At 41.7% G+C, this 16,886-nt stretch carries 15 protein-coding genes and 1 pseudogene; 8 read left to right on the forward strand and 8 right to left on the reverse strand.

All coding sequences use genetic code 11. The features are described from left to right. Positions 1 to 142: 142 nt before the first annotated feature. Positions 143 to 511, forward strand: coding sequence for a hypothetical protein (locus tag ACY3FQ_RS16095; protein WP_005401770.1), 369 nt, complete (start codon positions 143 to 145; stop codon positions 509 to 511). Positions 512 to 1,143: 632 nt separating this feature from the next. Here ACY3FQ_RS16095 and ACY3FQ_RS16100 read toward each other — a convergent pair. Continuing rightward, positions 1,144 to 3,084, reverse strand: a complete 1,941-nt coding sequence (locus tag ACY3FQ_RS16100; RefSeq protein WP_005401769.1) for an ATP-binding cassette domain-containing protein — start codon at positions 3,082 to 3,084, stop codon at positions 1,144 to 1,146. Between the two features lie 221 nt (positions 3,085 to 3,305). Here ACY3FQ_RS16100 and ACY3FQ_RS16105 point away from each other — a divergent pair. The 4 genes and pseudogenes from ACY3FQ_RS16105 to erpA form a co-directional block, all read left to right on the forward strand. Further along, a pseudogene (locus ACY3FQ_RS16105) lies at positions 3,306 to 4,011 on the forward strand (putative solute-binding protein); the annotation flags it as partial. A 254-nt stretch (positions 4,012 to 4,265) separates the two neighbouring features. Further along, positions 4,266 to 5,276 (forward strand): putative solute-binding protein, encoded by a 1,011-nt coding sequence (locus ACY3FQ_RS16110; RefSeq protein ID WP_005401767.1) that lies wholly within the window; start codon positions 4,266 to 4,268, stop codon positions 5,274 to 5,276. 230 nt (positions 5,277 to 5,506) lie between these two features. Then, positions 5,507 to 6,508 carry a putative solute-binding protein gene (locus tag ACY3FQ_RS16115; protein ID WP_373430799.1) on the forward strand — a complete coding sequence of 334 codons (1,002 nt, stop codon included), beginning with the start codon at positions 5,507 to 5,509 and terminating at the stop codon, positions 6,506 to 6,508. A 118-nt stretch (positions 6,509 to 6,626) separates the two neighbouring features. Further along, positions 6,627 to 6,962 (forward strand): iron-sulfur cluster insertion protein ErpA, encoded by a 336-nt coding sequence (erpA, locus tag ACY3FQ_RS16120; RefSeq protein WP_004697409.1) that lies wholly within the window; start codon positions 6,627 to 6,629, stop codon positions 6,960 to 6,962. 60 nt (positions 6,963 to 7,022) lie between these two features. Here erpA and ACY3FQ_RS16125 read toward each other — a convergent pair whose 3' ends face one another. The 5 genes from ACY3FQ_RS16125 to grpE all read right to left on the reverse strand — a co-directional run bounded on the left by ACY3FQ_RS16125 (position 7,023) and on the right by grpE (position 12,055). After that, on the reverse strand, positions 7,023 to 7,397 hold the full coding sequence (locus ACY3FQ_RS16125) for a hypothetical protein (protein ID WP_005401765.1): 375 nt from the start codon (positions 7,395 to 7,397) through the stop codon (positions 7,023 to 7,025). 115 nt (positions 7,398 to 7,512) lie between these two features. Continuing rightward, entirely contained in the window at positions 7,513 to 8,424 is a 912-nt protein-coding gene (locus ACY3FQ_RS16130) for a matrixin family metalloprotease (protein ID WP_279692202.1), read from the reverse strand. A gap of 83 nt (positions 8,425 to 8,507) precedes the next feature. Beyond that, a complete protein-coding gene (blaOXA, locus tag ACY3FQ_RS16135; RefSeq protein ID WP_279692200.1) occupies positions 8,508 to 9,332 on the reverse strand; it encodes an OXA-211 family carbapenem-hydrolyzing class D beta-lactamase in 825 nt (274 codons plus the stop codon). A gap of 114 nt (positions 9,333 to 9,446) precedes the next feature. Beyond that, positions 9,447 to 11,387, reverse strand: coding sequence for a molecular chaperone DnaK (gene dnaK, locus ACY3FQ_RS16140; protein WP_279692197.1), 1,941 nt, complete (start codon positions 11,385 to 11,387; stop codon positions 9,447 to 9,449). Positions 11,388 to 11,506: 119 nt separating this feature from the next. Then, the gene (grpE, locus tag ACY3FQ_RS16145; RefSeq protein WP_058870662.1) at positions 11,507 to 12,055 is read right to left on the reverse strand and encodes a nucleotide exchange factor GrpE; all 549 of its coding nucleotides are present in this window, start codon (positions 12,053 to 12,055) and stop codon (positions 11,507 to 11,509) included. A 921-nt stretch (positions 12,056 to 12,976) separates the two neighbouring features. Between grpE and ACY3FQ_RS16150 the strand changes: the two genes are divergently transcribed. After that, on the forward strand, positions 12,977 to 13,204 hold the full coding sequence (locus ACY3FQ_RS16150; protein WP_004697397.1) for a hypothetical protein: 228 nt from the start codon (positions 12,977 to 12,979) through the stop codon (positions 13,202 to 13,204). Positions 13,205 to 13,340: 136 nt separating this feature from the next. Here the strand turns inward: ACY3FQ_RS16150 and ACY3FQ_RS16155 are convergent, their stop codons facing one another. Beyond that, positions 13,341 to 13,889 carry a hypothetical protein gene (locus tag ACY3FQ_RS16155; protein WP_058951460.1) on the reverse strand — a complete coding sequence of 183 codons (549 nt, stop codon included), beginning with the start codon at positions 13,887 to 13,889 and terminating at the stop codon, positions 13,341 to 13,343. 199 nt (positions 13,890 to 14,088) lie between these two features. Here ACY3FQ_RS16155 and ACY3FQ_RS16160 point away from each other — a divergent pair, with 199 nt between their 5' ends. Continuing rightward, positions 14,089 to 15,162, forward strand: coding sequence for an alpha/beta hydrolase (locus ACY3FQ_RS16160; protein WP_279692194.1), 1,074 nt, complete (start codon positions 14,089 to 14,091; stop codon positions 15,160 to 15,162). 47 nt (positions 15,163 to 15,209) lie between these two features. On the opposite strand, the gene ACY3FQ_RS16165 is transcribed toward ACY3FQ_RS16160, so the two are convergent. Then, positions 15,210 to 15,878 (reverse strand): acetoacetate decarboxylase family protein, encoded by a 669-nt coding sequence (locus tag ACY3FQ_RS16165; RefSeq protein ID WP_489774363.1) that lies wholly within the window; start codon positions 15,876 to 15,878, stop codon positions 15,210 to 15,212. A gap of 96 nt (positions 15,879 to 15,974) precedes the next feature. Here ACY3FQ_RS16165 and ACY3FQ_RS16170 point away from each other — a divergent pair, with 96 nt between their 5' ends. Further along, on the forward strand, positions 15,975 to 16,544 hold the full coding sequence (locus ACY3FQ_RS16170; RefSeq protein ID WP_087015069.1) for a peptidylprolyl isomerase: 570 nt from the start codon (positions 15,975 to 15,977) through the stop codon (positions 16,542 to 16,544). Positions 16,545 to 16,886: the final 342 nt, after the last annotated feature.

The following is a 16,886-nucleotide window of genomic DNA, read 5'->3' on the forward strand; positions in this document are numbered from 1 at the left end:
ACCCTACGGGGTGCTTTTTTTTACAGCATTTTTTATGCTTTTGAATAAAATATAAGCAATGTACACTGTTATTAAACTGACTTATAGCGATGTCATGATGTGAGTATCAAGTCTTTTGCACAGTGCAAAATGTGAGGTCATTATGATGGATAACCAACTAGAACAAGTACGCGACATTTGGGTGAATGCATTTTTTACGGGCAATTATGAAGTTTTAGCTCAATATGAAGATGAGCATTTTAAGGTGGTCTATGAGCAAGCTGATCGTGTGGAGAGTAACTATACCCGCTATGAAAAGATCGCACATGCTGTGAAAAATGGGGTTTGGAAACCTCAAAAACCCGATGTCGAATTTGAAGAATTTGAGTTTAACCGTGACCAAACACGCTGTCAGGTCTTGATTGGTTTGGTTGAAAATCGCCAACAAATCCAAGAAACATGGGTCTTTGATCAGGGGTGGAAAATACAAGAATTACGTTTTTTAAAGGCGCAAAGAGCCGTATTAAATTAAGGAAAAAGAGCGCAAAAAAGAGGATGGATTTGCCTAAAACAACTGAATAAATAAACAGCGCTGGCCTGTGGATAAATAAAAATAGCACTTTATATCAGCTGCTAAAATACGTATAATTTTATCCACAGATGTTTTAAGTGCGGTCTTTAAATTTAAAACCCTGCCTTATTTTTTAAATTTAAATCAGATCTTTTAAATTTATTTCCTCTTTTTAAATTCAAAACTTATTGTGCTGAAAGGTGCATGTCTGCACATGATGGATATTCGCTGTCTGTTGTGAAGGTTGTATTTGGTTTTATGTTGTGAAATGCATGTAAATAGGGCTGTATATAGCTGAATATTCAATTAATTAAGCTAAATTAAACAATCCTATTTTTCACTTTTTAAGAATATCTAAACAATAAAAATCCATCAATTTATCGCTTTATTTATTAAGCAATAATTTTAATTTCAATCACTTATATTTTTAAAATGCTCAGACTATGCGTGTCTTATTGAATTACATGTATAGACCGAAAAGGCACGTTTTTGGAAATCGATTGGTGTTGCAGCAAAGTAAATAGTTCAAAATGGTTAGGACATAAAAATGCCCGCCATGCATAAACAGAGCGGGCAGGGTGTATGAAGAAAGATTATTCGTTTTCGAATGAGCTTTCGAGCTCTTCAAGTTCCATCATCAGCTCTAGCATTTGTTCTTCAGCTTCACTGACTTGGTTTTTAAGTTCGGTTTGCTCATTCATCAGTTTCATGAGTTCATCTTTGCGTGCAGCGTCATATAGGCCAGCATCACCGAGTAAACTTTCGATGTCGAGTAAACGTGGTTGGTGTTTTGCCAGTAGGCTTTCACATTTTTCGATATTTTTACGAATCGGGCGCGTTTGTTCACGGCGCTGTGCAGCTAATTTACGCTGCGCTTCTTTATCAACCTTTGAAACGATGGTTTTTTGAGTGCTGACTTTAGACACGATCGGCGCTACGATTCCGCCTTGTTTAATCATTTCTAGGCGCGCTTGGCGTAACCAGTTGGCATAATCGTGTAGATCGCCTTCAAATTCGGTCGATTTTCCAGCATGGACTAAAATGAGGTCATCACATACGCTGGCAATCAGTTGGCGTTCGTGCGAAACCAAGACCACAGCACCTTCATAGTCTTGTAAAGCCATGGTCAGCGCATGGCGCATATCTAAGTCTAAATGGTTGGTCGGTTCATCTAGAATTAAGACATTGGGACGTAACCATACGATTAAAGCCAGTGCTAAACGTGCACGTTCACCACCAGAGAAGCTCTCGCAAGGGGTATCCATTCGCTCGCCACTAAAGCCGAAACTGCCTAAAAAGGCACGTAAGGTCGCTTCACTGATTTTTTTATCCGCAATCCGTGCCAATTGCAGCATTGGGCTGGCCGACTCATCCAGTGAATCCATTTGATGCTGTGCAAAATAGCCAATATTGAGTAGCTCTGAGGCTTTGCGTTGTCCTGCCAATAAAGGTAAATCGCCGACTAAGGATTTGATTAGGGTTGATTTACCTGCACCATTCATCCCCAATAAGCCAATTCGGCTCGTCGGGGTGATTTGTATGTTGATATTGGTGGCAATCAGTTTGTCGCCATAACCAATATCAGCCTGTTCTAGAGTGAGCAGTGGTGAACTCATTTTAGTGGGTTCACGGAAGCTAAAGGTAAATGGGGTATCGACATGCGCAGGGGCAAGCAGCTGCATCCGTTCCAATTGTTTAATTCGGCTTTGTGCCTGACGTGCTTTAGTGGCTTGGGCTTTAAAACGGTCAATATATTTTTGAATATGTGCCCGTGTTTCGAGCTGTTTTTCATAGGCTTGTTGTTGTTGTGCTAAACGTTCTGCACGAGTGGTTTCAAAGGTGGAATAGTTACCGCTATAGAGGGTGAGTTCTTGATTTTCGATATGTAAAATACGGTTGGTAATCGCATCTAAGAAATCGCGGTCATGCGAAATTAAAATTAGGGTGCCCGTATAGGCATTTAACCAATCTTCTAACCATAAAATAGCATCGAGATCTAAGTGGTTGGTCGGTTCATCCAGTAATAATAGATCCGAACGGCTCATCAGGGTACGCGCTAAGTTTAAACGCATCCGCCATCCACCAGAGAAACTCGAAACCAAGAGTTGGTTTTGATGTTCCATAAAACCCAGACCGGCCATAAGCTGAGCGGCTTTAGCGGGTGCGGAATAACCATTAATTTCGTCGAATCGGCCATGTAAATCAGCCAGTTCAGTGTCAGTTAACTGTTCAGGATGGTTGAGCTGTTGTTGAATGTTCCAATATTCTTCATCACCGGTCAGGACGAAATCAATCGCAGCCATATCTAAGGCTTTTACTTCCTGCGCCATGTGTGCCACCGTCCATACGGCAGGGCGGCTCAGGGTGCCATCATCAGGACCTATCGAGCCTAAGAGAGCAGCAAACAGGGTTGATTTTCCAGCACCGTTGACACCGGTGAGACCAACTTTCCAACCCGGATGGATTTGCATGGAGGCTTTTTGAAATAACACTCGTCCACCACGGCGCAATGAAACTTGATCAAGCTGAATCATGGAACTATCAAATATCAGAAAAAGGTGCGCCTATTCTAATGGATGCGTCAGCAAAAGACTAAACATTCAAAATTTATCTGAACTGAAATCTCTAAGGGTTTCTTTATAAGGGGAGGATGAAACCATTTGACCTTTGGTCGGAAAGCTAAAAGTTGACCTTTTTTGACCTATATTGAGGAATAGCACACAGATATATTTCCCCCAGTAAAACAAAAAACATGATACCGAGCAATAAAATTGCACAAAAGGCGGTGGAATATGTACTCGATCCAAGAAATACCAAACGCATGACCACCACGCTGCAAGGGGACAGTTATGAAGTGGCAGGCATTGGCTTGATTGGTTCAGCTTATATTTTTGTCAAAGACCGAAGTCTGAACACTATTGAGAAAGCACAAGGTAAAAAATTTGCCATCCTGCATTATGACCGCGCACAACGAGTGATGGTGGAGCGGGTAGGCGCTGTACCTGTAATGTCGGATATTTCCAACTTTATAAAAAAGTTTAATACAGGCGAAGTCGATGTGGTTGCTGCACCTGCATATGCCTATAAACCACTAGAAATTGAAAAAGGCCTAGGCTCTAAAGGGGGCTATGCTTAACTTTCCCGTGGTCAATGTCACTGCAGATTTAATTGTTAGACCCGAGCGTTTTCCTGCTCAATTTGGTGAGCAATCACGGCAATGGTTTTTACAAAAAATCCCGCAATCCTTTGCCATGGTGCAGCGACTAGAAGCTGCCATTCCAAGCAAAATCTAAATGCAGCTCAGCAAAGAAGACAAAGAAAAATATCAGCGCTTGCTACGGGAAGGGCGCATTGATTTAACCAAACAAGGGATCTATGACCCAGGCATGATGCGCGTGCTGAAAAAAGCCCGCTGTACGGTTGAACGCACCAATTTTGAATGTTCATTGGGTGGTGAATAAGGCGAAAATCTGTATTTCTTTGTAATATTAAGCATCATTCATGTAAAACGGATGATGCAGGCTTTTTATTTTAATATGATGAATTTAAAATGCTTTTACTAATCCTGTGAAAATAAAAATGAGAGAAAAGAAAAAAATTTGCCCAATTGACGGTGGTTTTTGAGTAAATGCTCTATTTTTTTAATTTTAACTTGCTTAATATTTTGCATGTGTATGGACACCTGTTAAACAACAAAACGAACAAGGACACAAGAATGAAAAAATTAACCCTCGCACTCGCTGCTTTTTCTGCTTTGGGTGTGGCGTCAACAGCACAAGCGGCTAAAGTGGACATCTGTGTATTTGACTTGCTTGGCAAATCTGGTGAGTCGTATCAAATGGCGCAAGAATGGGCTTTGGCGGCAAAAGGCTGGGGGGCTGAAATTAATTTAATCCCTCGTCAAGATGAAGCCGTTGCCGACAACGACTTTAAAGCAGGCAAGTGTGATGGCGTGTTTATGACCGCTATGCGTGCACGCCAGTACAATAAATTTGTCGGTTCTATTGATGCTTTGGGCGGAGCGCCAAGCAATGCCATTGCACAACGTGCAATTACTTTTGCATTGGATCAGCGTAATGCGACCAAAATGGTGACCAATCTTGGAGGTAAAAAATATGAAGTGGCAGGGATTGCACCTTTAGGTTCAGCTTTTATTTTTGTACGCGATAAAAGTATTAATTCCATTGAAAAAGCGGCAGGTAAAAAGTTTGCAGTCTTGGGCTATGACGATGCCCAAAAAATCATGGTACAACGCGTCGGTGCGCAAGCGGTGATTTCCGATGTGTCTAACTTTGTGGCGAAGTTTAATAATGGTCAAGTCGATATGGTCGGCGCACCGGCTTATGCCTATAAGCCCCTAGAAATTTATAAAGGTTTAGGCACGAACGGCGCCATGTTTAACTTCCCTGTACTACAAGTGACAGCTGACTTTGTGATTCGCCCAGATCAATTCCCCGCAGGCTTTGGACAAAAATCGCGAGATTGGTTTGTGAAAAACCTACCGAAAAGCATCGCGATGATAGGCCGTTTAGAAGCAGGCATTCCTGCAAAATACAAAATGAATCTCAGCGCAGAAGACAAAACCAAATATCAAAAAATGTTGCGTGATGGCCGGATGGATATGACCAAACGAGGCATTTATGACCCAGCGATGATGTCAGTCTTGAAAAAAGCCCGTTGCTCGGTGGATAAAGCCAACTTTGAATGCTCACTGGGCGGTGAGTAATTTGACGAGTGTAATCAAAGAAAGCTCAGTTTAATTGAGCTTTCTTTTTTGCTTTTAATCGACCGATTTAAATGCTCTTGAAGCGGCCAATTTGTATAGCGCGTAGGAAATGAGTGGTTTTGAACCGAGTGAAGTGTCAGTCGGGGCATTAAAAAATAACAAAGAGCACAAGTGAGTGACTCATCACAATAAACAACAATAAGTCTAAAGGAAGATGTATGAAACAGTGGATGAAAAGCCTGAGTGTTGGGACATTAGTCATTTCTGCAACAGCGATGGCACAGGCCAAACAAGTGGTTTGTGTATTCGACTTGGTCGGTAAAAATGGCGATGTGTATAGCTTGATGAAAGATTATCAGTTGGCGGCTAAAAACTGGGGTGCGGATATTGAATTGCGGGTCGGACAAAACGAAGCCGTGATTGCTGAGGATTTTAAAGCAGGAAAATGCGATGCCATTAGTGTTACAGGCATGCGTGGGCGTCAATTTAATTCGTTTACAGGTTCACTCGACGCGATTGGTGCGATTCCCGATCTCAATTTAGCGGTTAAAGTGATGCAAGGCTTGGCTAGTCCCACTTTTGCTAAACATATGGTCAATGGCAAGTATGAAGTGGCAGGTGTGATTCCTGTGGGGGACGCCTTTTTATTGGTGAATGACCGTAGCATCAATACAGTAGCGAAAGCCGCAGGCAAGAAAATTGCGGTTTTAGACTATGATCAAGCGCAAAAAGTCATGGTTCAACAAATTGGTGCGCAAGCTGTGAGTGCCGATGTCACGAACTTTGGTGCAAAGTTTAATAACGGTCAAGTCGATATTATTGGTGCACCTGCTGCGGTTTTTAAGCCCTTAGAGTTACATAAAGGCTTGGGGACGAAAGGGGCGATTGTGAATTATCCGATTTTACAGGTCACTGGTAATATCATCATTCGTCCGGATAAATTCCCTGCGGGTTATGGACAAAAATCACGGGAATGGGTCAAAGGCCAGCTGCCGCGTGCATTTGGTATCTTGGGTAAAATGAAAGCCGAAATCCCACAAAAATATTGGATGCAGGTACCTGCTGCAGATCAACCCGGTTATCAAAAGATGATGCGGGAAGCACGGATTGATCTCACCAACCGCGGTATTTACGATAAGCGAATGATGAAACTATTATGGCAGTTCCGTTGTAAGCAAGCTGCGAAAAACTTTGAATGTGGACTGCAGGATGAAAATTACAAACAATCTTGAGAAAATTAGTCTGATTTGACTTTAAATATTCAAATAGGGACCATATATTGAGTATGCTATACTCAAAATATGGTCTTTTTGATTTGAAAGACAGCTGAACCGAACTGAGGAATCTAAGATGAATGCCCAAGCACTTGAACTAAGCGACAATGCCGCAAATAAAGTACGTCAATTACGTGACAGTGAAGGGAATCAAGATTTAATGCTTCGTGTATATGTCACGGGCGGTGGTTGTTCAGGTTTTTCTTATGGTTTTAACTTTGCTGAAAACCAAAATGAAGACGATGCAGAATTTATCAATGGTGATGTCAAAATGTTGGTTGACTCATTGAGTTATCAATATTTGGTTGGTTCAGTGGTGGATTATATTGAAGGTTTGGAAGGTTCACGTTTCATTGTGCAAAACCCAAATGCAACAACAACGTGTGGTTGTGGTTCATCTTTCTCGATCTAAGCCTGATCTGATTAAAAAAGCCCTCATGATGAGGGCTTTTTTATGTGCAATCATTCGCTTTCAATCGAGTTTAATCGCATCCAGTAAGTCAAAAATAATCGTGGTGACATCTTGGCTTAAGTCACGGTTATTAAAAACTTCATAGGCGGTAATGGTGACATCGGTGTCACTCGGTAACAGTTTCTGTTCTTCTTCAATCAAGTCATTGATCGGTAAAAGCGTCTGTTTCACTTCCAGATGTAAAACATCCTTAAACTCTAAATTTTCATCTTCAAGTTCTAACAGTTGCTCGTTGAAATAGGGCAATAGAATAGAATGGAGATAAGGTTGAATCTCAACAATATCAAAGATTTCGATATCACGAGTTTCTTCAATCGTACTGATGTGGTCATTTACTTCGATTAAGATATGGTAGTAACTCACATTCGTCTCCAAAGCTTCTAGTGGATATTCAATTATTTACAATAACACGAACCCGAGTCAAGATGTGCTGTGATTGTATTTCATACACCCATTAAAATTAGGGGATTATTTTTAGCAATCCATCACTTCAACGGGCATTAAACAACGCAATATCAGCACTTTGTAAACGAAAATGCTGCATATCTTGTTCCTCTAACATTGGATACATCAGGGCTTTTGGATCATTATGATGTTTCATTCCGAGGGTATGGCCAAATTCATGCGCTAAAGTCAGACGTAAGTCTTCTTTGGACTCAAACTCATAAATATGAATTTCACGCCCATTAAACAACCCTTTATCGAACAGACGGGGTTGAAAGCGATGATTGAACTGGTCAATGGCGAGATTATGGCCTTGATCTAAACGATTCAGCTCATCTACCTTTTGGTTGTAGGCATTCACTTGCAGATTAAAGCTGGCAATTTGTTGGTCTAAAAAGTGTTGCTGTTGACGCAGCTGCGCCAAACTCTGTTGTACGGCCGCTTGCTGCGAAGCAGGAACTCCGCCGTGCTGGTTATACTGACGGATCATGGCATTATAGTTTTGACTAAGTTCCTGCAGACTCTGTTTTTGCACATCTAAAGCCCCTGAGTGGCGTGCCAGATTTTGTTGTATGGCTTTGAGTTCATTATTTTTTTGACTCAGCCCGTGTTCATTTTGTGTCAGTTTAGACAGTTGATCGCGGCGTTGTACCGACTCATCTTGACGCTGGTCATAAATGAGTCGAATACTGAGCCGAGCATTGGGGTCATAGACAAAATAGTCTTGGCCTAAACCCTGTTTCCAAATATCCGTGGCTTGCTGGCCAATCTGCTTTAGCTCATGTTCACTAAGACCAAAACGTGGATCGACTTCCGCAATACGATAGCGAATACGCTGATCGAAAGGATGGGTGAGTCGATCCAGCAGTGGATTGAGGCGCAGCTGGGGCTGTTGCATATTTTGATACAGAATCAACCCTAAAAAGCCCAGCAAAGCAAACAAAAGACTTTGACGCATATTTCTTCATATATCTTTATTTTTAGCTACTTTAGCGTAAATAATACCTTTACAACATAAAAAAATGCGTCTTCTCTGTGGGTTTAAATTATTCCCAACGCTGTCAGACTTTGTTTGACCAATTGCTCACGCACGCTGGCCGAAATCCCTGTTTTCATATGCATATTCAAAGCAAAATATGCTTTTTCACCTGTTGAAGTTTCGACCCAGCCTGCCCACCAACCGACTTGCGGTTCCAAATCCATACCCCAGCCTGATTTTGCATAGAGTTTATAATTCGGTTTTTGTTCAATCAGCAGCATATCTTGTACTGCATGTTGCACATTGGGCTTAAATGCGAGTTGCGTATTGGCCAGCTTCTCTACAAAAAGAACTTCTTGGACAGGTGTAATTTGCAGTGGACCGACTAACCAAAAATTATCGACAACGGTGCCAATCTGTTGATTGCCATATCCAATGCGCTGTACTTCTTTTTGCATTAGGTCTAGACCAATGCGCCGTGCAAGCTCCTGATAAACGGGAACGGCAGATGCTTGCATGGCTTGCCCTAAAGTCATGTCTTTTTCCCAAGCAGGGAAGCTGCGCTTTTGACCATCCCATTTAAATACCTCGGTGCTGGTTGCTTTACCATGTTCTAGTCCGATTAAGGCATTCAGCATTTTAAAGGTAGAGGCAGGTACATAGGGTGTCTGAGCACGGCTCAAGTCATTGCCGTAGCTGTGCAAGCCATGCTTATCCTTAATGACAATCACCCCCGTGGTTTGGAGTTGATCGAAGGCCTGTTGGATCTGCTGCTGCGCACTTTGTTGCTGGTGATTTTTAGTTGTTTCTATGGAGGGGTTTATTGTGGTACAAGCAGAACCGAAGGTTGTAATGAGGGCGATGAGGCCCAACTGTAAAGTTTTCATTGAAGGCTAAGATCTAAATTTTTTATCAGCCTAAGGTAAAAGTGGAATGTGAAACAACAATATTTAGGTAATAAAAAACCGCGCGAAAGCGCGGTTTTTTATTAAAGAGACAAATTATTTTTTGTCATCTTTTACTTCAGTGAACTCAGCATCTACAACGCCATCGTCCGCTTTTTGTTGTTGACCAGCATCACCGCCGAATGCATTCGGGTCGAAACCTTCAGCACCGCCTTGACCTTGCGCAGCTTCATAAGCGCGTTGCGTGATCGGCATGATGATGTTTTGAAGCGCTTCAGTTTTCGCTTTGATGTCTTCAACGTCATTTTCTTTAGTTGAAGCTTCAAGCTCAGCTACCGCAGTTTCAACAGCAGTTTTTTCATCGCTTGTTACTTGCTCGCCTAGATCTTTTACTGCTTTTTGAGCAGAAGATACCAATGCATCCGCTTCGTTACGTGCTTTCGCAAGTTCTTCGAACTTACGGTCTTCTTCAGCATTTGCTTCAGCATCTTTGATCATTGCTTCGATTTCAGCATCAGACAAACCTGAGTTTGCTTTAATCTGGATTGATTGCTCTTTACCAGTGCTCTTATCTTTAGCCGATACTTTTAAGATACCGTCAGCGTTGATGTCGAACGATACTTCAATTTGTGGCACACCACGTGGAGCAGGTGGAATGTCGCCCAATTGGAAGTTACCCAACAATTTGTTTTGCTGTGCCATTTTACGTTCACCTTGGAACACAGAAATGTCTACAGCAGGTTGGTTGTCCGCAGCAGTTGAGAACACTTGAGATTTCTTCGCAGGAATCGTGGTGTTTTTCTCAATAATTGCTGTTAACACGCCACCCATGGTTTCGATACCAAGTGTCAACGGAGTAACGTCAAGAAGAAGTACGTCAGTTTTGTCACCAGACAATACCGCACCTTGAATCGCAGCACCCATTGCTACCGCTTCGTCAGGGTTCACGTCTTTACGTGGTTCACGACCGAAGAACTCTTGTACTTTTTGTTGTACAAGTGGCATACGAGACTGACCACCCACCAAGATCACATCAGAAATCTCAGACGTTGAAAGACCAGCATCTTTAAGTGCAATACGGCAAGGTTCAATGGTACGAGCAACAAGGTCAGCCACTAAACCTTCAAGTTTTGCACGCGTTACGTTGATCACTAAGTGTTTAGGACCAGTTGCGTCCGCCGTGATGTACGGAAGGTTAATTTCAGTTGCATTTGATGAAGAAAGCTCGATTTTTGCTTTTTCAGCTGCTTCTTTCAAACGTTGTAATGCAAGTGGATCTTGTTTCAAGTTGAAGTTTTGTTCTTTCTTGAACTCTTCAACCAAGAACTCGATTAAAGCGTTATCGAAGTCTTCACCGCCAAGGAAGGTATCACCGTTAGTCGACAATACTTCAATTTGTTGGTCGCCATCTAAGTCAGCGATTTCAATGATAGATACGTCAAAAGTACCACCACCTAAGTCATAAACTGCAACTTTACGGTCGCCTTCTTTTTTGTCCATACCGAACGCAAGTGCAGCAGCCGTTGGTTCGTTGATGATACGTTTAACTTCTAAACCTGCGATTTTACCCGCATCTTTAGTTGCTTGACGCTGTGCATCGTTAAAGTAAGCAGGAACGGTAATCACCGCTTCAGTTACTGTCTCACCTAAGTAATCTTCTGCTGTTTTCTTCATCTTTTTCAAGATTTCAGCAGAGATTTGTTGTGGTGCAAGTTTCTTGTCGTTTACTTCAACCCAAGCATCACCATTGTCAGCTTTGATGATTTTGTAAGGGACAAGACCGATGTCCTTTTGAACCGCTTGGTCTTGATACTTACGACCGATCAAGCGTTTGATTGCGAATAATGTGTTTTTAGGGTTAGTCACTGCTTGACGTTTTGCAGACTGACCCACCAAGATTTCGCCATCTTTATACGCAATAATCGATGGTGTTGTACGTGCACCTTCAGCGTTGTCGATCACTTTAACTTTGTCGCCTTCAAGTACAGCGACGCAAGAGTTTGTTGTACCTAAGTCAATACCAATGATTTTAGCCATTTGGATGATTCCTCAAAAATTTTTGCAATGTTTTTGCTTGTTATTCGATATGAGAGCCGTTCAATTTTTTTCAAGTGATAATCAAGAAAAAATTTTACAAACTCTCGAATTTATAGAGTTTATGCGCCAACCATGACCATTGCTGGACGAAGCAAACGACCATTTAAGGTATAACCTTTTTGTAAGACCGTTCCGATCTCGTTGGCTTTCGCATTTGGATCAATCCCGACTGCTTGATGCAAGTCCGCATTGAAACCATTTGCTGTATCAACTGCGACCACACCAAATTTTTCCAGTGCAGTCAGTAACGATTTCAACGTCAGTTCCACACCTTCAAACATTGGTGTTTTTTCCTCACCCGATGCGCTAAGGGCACGTTCTAAATTATCCACTGAGTCCAGTAACTCTTTTGCGAATTTTTCGAGAACGGTGTCTTTATGCTTCTCTGATTCACGTTGAATACGCTCTACACTTTTTTGTGCTTCGTATACAGCATTTGCAGTGCGGGCTTTTTCAAGCTTTAAGCTTTCTTCAAGATTGGTAATTTGAGCTTGTAAATCCTCAACTGAAACTTCAGCTTGCTCCGCTTCAGCTTGAGTTTGCGCTGTTTGTGAATCCGCTTGCTCTTGCCCTAGATCTTGAGCTTCTTGATTGTGCTCAGTCGCCATTGATTTACTCCGTTTAAATGGGTTCTTAAACATGTACAGTCCTTCAGGCATCAGTGTTAACTGGGTTAATCTGAACTGCCATGCGTTATTGAATTCAGGATTACTACAAAAGGTCGGGGCAACAGCCAAAAATTCAAGCGGCTTCAGTGATTAATTCATGTATTTTTGGTAAAAATTTGCTGAAATCAGGCTTTCTTGGTGCTTATTCTGTCCGAAGGTCCATTTCCAATCTGGCTTTAGTTTTTTTATGTTGAAAAAGGCTAATCGTTACATTGAATTATTTTAATCAAATTTATCTGTTTTACTAATTTTTCGATTGTCCACATAATGAGTTCATCAGCGGTGATCATACTTTGTGGAGAGAGCAAAGTATGGTGACTGCGATCTATTTGGATAGCTTGGGGAAACCCTCCTAATTTAGAGATTTAGGTTTTTGAATAGTACGTCTCCCAAAAGTACTCTATTCGGTGCAAAGGTATAATGCTGTCAGGATGCTTCGAGCTTTGTGCTTAAAATTCGATTTTACTGCTGTGGTTTCTTTATTTTTGTATGTTTTTTCGAGCTTAATCCGCCTTGGATTAAGCTTTTTTTGCTTCAAATTTAAAAATAACATTATTTAATCGTGTATCAGCATACAAGAGTTCTGCAATGCTGAAGAGTTGAGGGGCCAAGTATAGATTTCCTTTTGTGCTGCTAATCGAAGAGAGAAACAATGAAGAATCAGCACATTAACTTGCATTGCTGTTGAGATGTAGTGCTAAGGCGGCATTTTCGCCCAATTAATAAAAAATTGCACAAGTTGTACTCGAGTCTGCAAAAACTACAACTCAGCACGTGTGTAAAAGTTTTCAGATTTGACAAAGATAGGCAGGGCAAAGTTTGGCTTTGCTATTTTTGTATGACGTAAAAGGAAATGGAAGAATGTTAAATAAGAAAACTGCATTATTGTCTCTAGCGCTTTTAGGTTCAGCATTTGCGATTGTGGGTTGTAGCTCAAATGAAACCAGTACAGCGCCTGAGTCCGCTCAAGTGACTACTGCACCAGATGCAACAGCAACCGTTGAGGGAAGTGCTGGAGTCGAGGTTCAAGCGGATCCTGCGGCTCAGATTGAACCCATCCAATCTACACCTGCGACAACACAACAATAAAGCTTAAAAGAGAACTTCTCTTACACTCGCTTTGTTAAAGACCTTCACAGGATGCCGTGAAGGTCTTTTTTTATAGGATAAATCACTAAAGCTGTTCAGCCGTGTTATTTCATCAGTCTGATGTGCGATGACGATTTTATCGCTCTTGACGTGAGTTATCCCAACCTTTGTTTTGATCGCGGCGTTGATCATCGGTACGTTGCTTACGATCGTTATTGGATTGTTTACGTCGATCTTCAGTTCGTTGACGCTCTTGCTCACGACGTTTGCGTTCGGCATTTTGTCGTTGCTGACGCTCAGCATCATAACGTTTACGTTCTTGGTTTAATCGCTCTTGCTCACGCTTTTTCTGTTGCCAGTCTTGATGACGTTGATGAGCGATCCGTTTGCGCTCAGCTTCAATACGTTGCCGTTCTTGTTCGCGGTTTTGGCGTTCCCATTCAGTATGTCTTTGACGGTTTCGGTCTGCCTCGCGGCGTTCGCGTTCAATGCGGTTTTGTCGTTGTTGGTATTCCCAACGTTGGCGGTCTCGTTCACGTTCATAGCGATCATGCTGGTCGTAGCGTCGATCGTCATAATCATAGCGGTGGTCATAGCGTCCGTCATAATAGCCATCCTCAGGAAAAGCCACACAACCAACAAACAAGGTGCTGATGAGTGAGAGGAATATTATTTTTTTAGTCATGGCAGGTCTCCTTCATAAAAACGGAGTAGCAAAACACTCCTAAATCGGCATAAAAATTGTCAATGACAAGCTCTTAAAAGAAGATTAGCGTATAGGGCGTATTGCTATGTATCTTGATGTGAAGACTTATATAAGAGAATGGTCACATAAGTGCTGATCATGTAGAGAATATGAAGAACGATAAAAGGATATTATTGACATGGGCGTGTTGAATCAAACTTTACAACAATGGGTGGAACAAGGCCAAGGCAGTGCGGCACGAGTAATTGATCGCTTACCGACAGTAGCACAAGAAGGCTTGGTTAAAGCGCTGGGTTATCCTCACCAGTTTGAACAACTGGACCCCTTTATCAAATGCTTAATGGCAGCTCAATATAAGCAAGGAAAATCGGGCTTTATTTTTGAAGACTACCACCGTTCGCGTAAATTGTTTGATCATCAAATTCAAATGTTGACCGCCAAACCCAGCACGGTAAAACAAGTGGAAGATTTACGTCTACCTCTACAAAGTGGAACTGTATTTGCGCGGCATTATCATCCTGCACCGAGTAAGAAACTTCCGATGCTGGTGTTTTATCATGGCGGTGGCTTCGTGGTCGGCAGTCTCGACAGTCATGATGAAGTCTGTCGCTTACTTGCAATCCATGCCAAAGTACAGGTGCTCAGTATTGATTATCCTTTGGCGCCAGAAGTTGGCCCAAATGTATTGATTCAATCCTGTGAAGATGCTTTGGCTTGGGTCTATCAAAACCGTCGTCAGTTCAAAATTTTGAAAAATCGAATTGCGGTGGCTGGCGATAGTGCCGGTGGTAATATCAGTGCCGTGGTGGCGCAGCGAACTGCTGCAAAAGCTTATGCGCCAAGTGCACAACTGTTAATTTACCCCGTGGTCGATTTCAAAAGTCGCCATCCATCGTTCTTTGCTTATAAAGATGGACTGACCTTAACGGGGCAAGATGTCGATAGAGTGACGTCGTTGTATGCTGAACAACATCAGGTAGCTCTGGATGATCCTATTGTTTCGCCGACTTATGGTGTATTAAAAAGTGTCGCACCCGCTTTTGTCATCACCGCAGGTCATGATTTATTGCATGATGAAGGTGAAATTTATGCCATCAAATTAAAGCAGCAGAGCAATAAGGTTTATTATCAGAATTATCTAGATCAACCCCATGGGTTTGTGAACTTCACCATCATTTCTCGTCGGGCAAAAAAAATTACCATAGAAATGGCAAAGAATTTTAGAAAATTTTGGGATAAGAATGCCAAATAAAAAAGCATGGATTTTAAAAAGAATGTTTCACGTGAAACATTCTTTTTTTATTTAGAGCGGATTTTGGCTTCTGGAAAAACGAGCTGAAAACTCGGGACATAAAAACTTTGTAGAGCCTTGGCTTGGCCAAAGTCTGGGAAGAGGGTGGTATGGTTTTGCCATTCAAATTTTTTCAGTTTTATTAGCTTTGCGCGAAACTGTGGAGAAAACTCATAGCGTTGACCTTGCCATGCTTGTTGTATTTTGAGCATGGAACGTGGAATGTGATGACTATTAATATAAAACGGACGTGCCTTTTTGCATTGGGTGAGTGTTAAACACAGGGTTTGGTCTTGAGTGCTGAGTTGACATTGTGTTGTTTCGTGCTGCGTATGCCAGTCAAACTGAGCGAACTCTTTCGGAATGCCCCAAAGCTGTTGACCATGTTCAACTGAAATCTGTGTAGACACATAAATTTTAGGAATCGAGCTTAATCGCCGTTTGCTCAGTAAAGGGTGGTCGAGCAAAAGCAGTTCATCATAAGGTCCAACAGGGGATTGATGATAACGCACCAACATGACTTGAACCACACGACCAATCGGGGACGGGGCGATACGAAACGCTTTATATTGTCGGATAAATTGCGGACTGATCCAATAATTCAAAATAAAGCCTTCACCTTGTAAATGCCAAGGTGGAAATTGACTCAATTGAGACAGGGCTAAAGCTTCATTCATCGTTATTCTCGTTTTCTTAGAAGAAGTAGTGTTTTATTTATACTGAACGATTAATATACCGAAATCTAATAACATCTGAATGCTGTGAGTAACGAAATGTTAAAGAAGAGTTTAGTTGCAGTGGCGGCTACATGTATGAGTATGGCGGTCATGGCAAATAACACGATTGTTGAAATGAAAACATCAATGGGCAACATCGAAATTGAACTGTTTAATGATAAAGCACCAATCTCAGCAAAAAACTTTGAAGACTATACGAAAGCTAAGTTTTATAACGGCACGATCTTTCATCGTGTCATTCCGGGTTTCATGGTGCAAGGTGGGGGTATGACTGCTGACCTTGTAGAAAAGCCAACACGACCAGCCATTCAAAATGAATCAAGCAATGGTCTATCGAATAAACGTGGCACTTTGGCGATGGCACGAACCAACCTACCGCATTCTGCAACCAGTCAGTTCTTTATTAATGTGGTGGATAATAACTTTTTAGATAGAAGTACCAATAACGCAGGTTATGCGGTTTTTGGTCAGGTCACTAAAGGTATGGATGTGGTGGATAAGATCACTAAAGTACCGACAGGACGTGCAGGGCCACATCAAGATGTACCAAAACAACCCATTAAAATTCTCAGTGTGAATATTAAAGCAGCAGCAGTGCAAAAGTAATGAAAAAAGAGAGCAGAAATATTAAATCTATATTTCTGCTTTAAAATTATTGGGTTAAGTGTATGGTTGTATGTTTTTAAACCTTTTTAGTGCATAAAAATACAACACCCGATAAAACAACCAGTTAAAAGCACTTGCAAAGATTTCGTAATGGTCTAGAATGCACCCCATACCGACGAGATAGACGGAAACGAACGAAGCACGAAGTGCTGAGTTGTTAAGTTTATCGAAGTCCAGCTTCTAGCACTGACGAGGTGTTAGAAAGATCATTAAGAGATTATGAAGAACAACTTGTGTGGATTTTTACTGATTGATCGATCGAAAATATTTCATTGATTGAAT

The sequence above is a fragment of the Acinetobacter sp. AB03 genome, assembly GCF_058107045.1.

Excerpts from the sequence above, each read along its gene's own strand:
- ACY3FQ_RS16095 (WP_005401770.1), top strand. The coding sequence starts at position 143 with ATGATGGATAACCAACTAGAACAAGTACGCGACATTTGGGTGAATGCA.
- ACY3FQ_RS16100 (WP_005401769.1), bottom strand. The coding sequence starts at position 3,084 with ATGATTCAGCTTGATCAAGTTTCATTGCGCCGTGGTGGACGAGTGTTA.
- ACY3FQ_RS16110 (WP_005401767.1), top strand. The coding sequence starts at position 4,266 with ATGAAAAAATTAACCCTCGCACTCGCTGCTTTTTCTGCTTTGGGTGTG.
- ACY3FQ_RS16115 (WP_373430799.1), top strand. The coding sequence starts at position 5,507 with ATGAAAAGCCTGAGTGTTGGGACATTAGTCATTTCTGCAACAGCGATG.
- erpA (WP_004697409.1), top strand. The coding sequence starts at position 6,627 with ATGAATGCCCAAGCACTTGAACTAAGCGACAATGCCGCAAATAAAGTA.
- ACY3FQ_RS16130 (WP_279692202.1), bottom strand. The coding sequence starts at position 8,424 with ATGCGTCAAAGTCTTTTGTTTGCTTTGCTGGGCTTTTTAGGGTTGATT.
- blaOXA (WP_279692200.1), bottom strand. The coding sequence starts at position 9,332 with ATGAAAACTTTACAGTTGGGCCTCATCGCCCTCATTACAACCTTCGGT.
- dnaK (WP_279692197.1), bottom strand. The coding sequence starts at position 11,387 with ATGGCTAAAATCATTGGTATTGACTTAGGTACAACAAACTCTTGCGTC.
- grpE (WP_058870662.1), bottom strand. The coding sequence starts at position 12,055 with ATGGCGACTGAGCACAATCAAGAAGCTCAAGATCTAGGGCAAGAGCAA.
- ACY3FQ_RS16150 (WP_004697397.1), top strand. The coding sequence starts at position 12,977 with ATGTTAAATAAGAAAACTGCATTATTGTCTCTAGCGCTTTTAGGTTCA.
- ACY3FQ_RS16155 (WP_058951460.1), bottom strand. The coding sequence starts at position 13,889 with ATGACTAAAAAAATAATATTCCTCTCACTCATCAGCACCTTGTTTGTT.
- ACY3FQ_RS16160 (WP_279692194.1), top strand. The coding sequence starts at position 14,089 with ATGGGCGTGTTGAATCAAACTTTACAACAATGGGTGGAACAAGGCCAA.
- ACY3FQ_RS16165 (WP_489774363.1), bottom strand. The coding sequence starts at position 15,878 with ATGAATGAAGCTTTAGCCCTGTCTCAATTGAGTCAATTTCCACCTTGG.
- ACY3FQ_RS16170 (WP_087015069.1), top strand. The coding sequence starts at position 15,975 with ATGTTAAAGAAGAGTTTAGTTGCAGTGGCGGCTACATGTATGAGTATG.